The 1,825-nt window shown below is 31.5% G+C and carries 3 protein-coding genes; all 3 read left to right on the forward strand.

What is annotated here, in order from left to right; all coding sequences use genetic code 11:
• The first annotated feature begins 172 nt into the window (after positions 1–172).
• Positions 173–1,261, forward strand: a complete 1,089-nt coding sequence (nusA, locus tag ENO17_01940; protein HER23806.1) for a transcription termination/antitermination protein NusA — start codon at positions 173–175, stop codon at positions 1,259–1,261.
• Between the two features lie 23 nt (positions 1,262–1,284).
• On the forward strand, positions 1,285–1,557 hold the full coding sequence (locus tag ENO17_01945; GenBank protein ID HER23807.1) for a YlxR family protein: 273 nt from the start codon (positions 1,285–1,287) through the stop codon (positions 1,555–1,557).
• Between the two features lie 153 nt (positions 1,558–1,710).
• The coding region (locus ENO17_01950; protein HER23808.1) for a hypothetical protein at positions 1,711–1,825 on the forward strand (115 nt) is incomplete at its 3' end.

Raw genomic sequence — 1,825 nt, forward strand, 5'->3', positions numbered from 1 at the left:
ATATACAGTTTTATATATTGCTAAAATAATATTTTTATGTTATAATTACTTGTGCTTAAGTAAAAAGGTTGTTCTCCTTAAAAGAGTGGTATTGAAAACCACTCTTTTGTTATATATTAAGCATTGACTTACTTGATACATTTTAATGGGAAGGAGGATAAGATATATTTCTATGAACATAAATTTAGCAAAAGTCTTAGATGAAATTGAAAAAGAAAAGGGCATATCTCAAGATGTCTTGATAGAGGCAATTGAATCAGCGATTACTTCGGCATATAGAAAAAATTATGCCAGTAATATAAACGATATAAAAATAGAGATTTCTAAAGACAGTGGGGAGGTTAAAGTATATACCAAAAAAACCATTGTGCAGAAAGTTTCAGAACATTTAAGAGAAGTTTGTATAGATGATTTGCCAATATTAAATAAAGGGAAGTATAATATTGAAGATGCTATTTTTGTAGAAACTACCCCGAAAGAATTCGGCAGAATAGCTGCACAAACCGCAAAACAAGTAATAGTGCAAAAGATTAGAGAAGCGGAAAGAAATGTAATTTATGAAAAATATATTGATAAAGAGAGAGATATTGTTACCGGGGTAGTACAGAGGATAGAACATAGAAATATTATTGTAGATTTGGGAAGAACGGAAGCTCTTCTTTTACCCAATGAACAAATAAGAAATGAAGAATATTATAAGGGGAAAAGAATTAAAATATATATCCTCGAAGTTGCAAAAACATCTAAGGGTCCGAAGATATTGGCTTCAAGAACCCATCCTGAATTATTAAAACGATTATTTGAGTTAGAAGTGCCTGAAATCCATGAGGGTTTGGTTGAGATTAAAAATATTGCTCGTGAAGCAGGAAAGCGATCAAAAGTAGCAGTTTATTCCAAGGATGAACGGGTAGATCCGATTGGTGCATGCATTGGTGATAGAGGTTCGCGAATAAAATTAATTATGCAAGAATTAACCGATGAAAAAATTGATGTTATAAAATGGAGTGATGATGAAAAGACATTGATCTCTAATTCTTTAAGCCCAGCAAAGGTCTTAATGGTAAATCTATTTGAAAAAGAGAAGACAGCAACGGTAATTGTCCCTGACCAGCAGCTTTCTTTGGCTATTGGAAAAGAAGGACAAAATGCCAGATTAGCTGCAAAATTAACCGGATGGAAAGTAGATATCAAAAGTGAATCAGAATATAAAGAAAAAAATGATGCTGATTTAAAAAATAACTTAGAGAAAAAACAAAGTTAATTTTAAAAAGGTATGGACTAATGATTAAAAATCAAAGGGTACCCGTTAGAACTTGCATTGGCTGCAACAGTAGAAAACCAAAAAAAGAAATGATTAGAATCATAAGAACACCGGCGGGAAAAATAGAAATAGACGTGACAGGTAAAAAATCAGGAAGAGGGGTTTATCTTTGTGCTAATGTTAAATGCATGGAAATCGCCTTTAGGAAAAATAGTTTAAATCAATCTTTAAAACAAGATATTCCACCTCAAAAGCTTGAGGAATTAAGAGATGCTTTTTTAAAAATTATAATCTAAAATAGAGATTAAATTGGATACTCGATACTGTCTTTTCTTAGTATTTCTGTAATTGGTAAATTGGAGAATTGGTAAATCGGTGCATTGGTGAATTAGCAAATGTAATAATTAATATAGCAAGGGTTATAAAACTTATGGTGGAGGCGATGTATAATGAAAATGAGGGTGTATGAATTAGCCGAAGACTTAAAAGTACCCGCTAAAGAACTGATAGGGTTTTTAAATAAAGAAGGAATTAAAGTTAAAAACCATATGAGCACTTTAGATG

Source organism: Candidatus Atribacteria bacterium (assembly GCA_011056645.1).
In the GTDB taxonomy this organism is placed as follows: Bacteria; Atribacterota; Phoenicimicrobiia; order Phoenicimicrobiales; family Phoenicimicrobiaceae; genus Sediminicultor; species Sediminicultor quartus.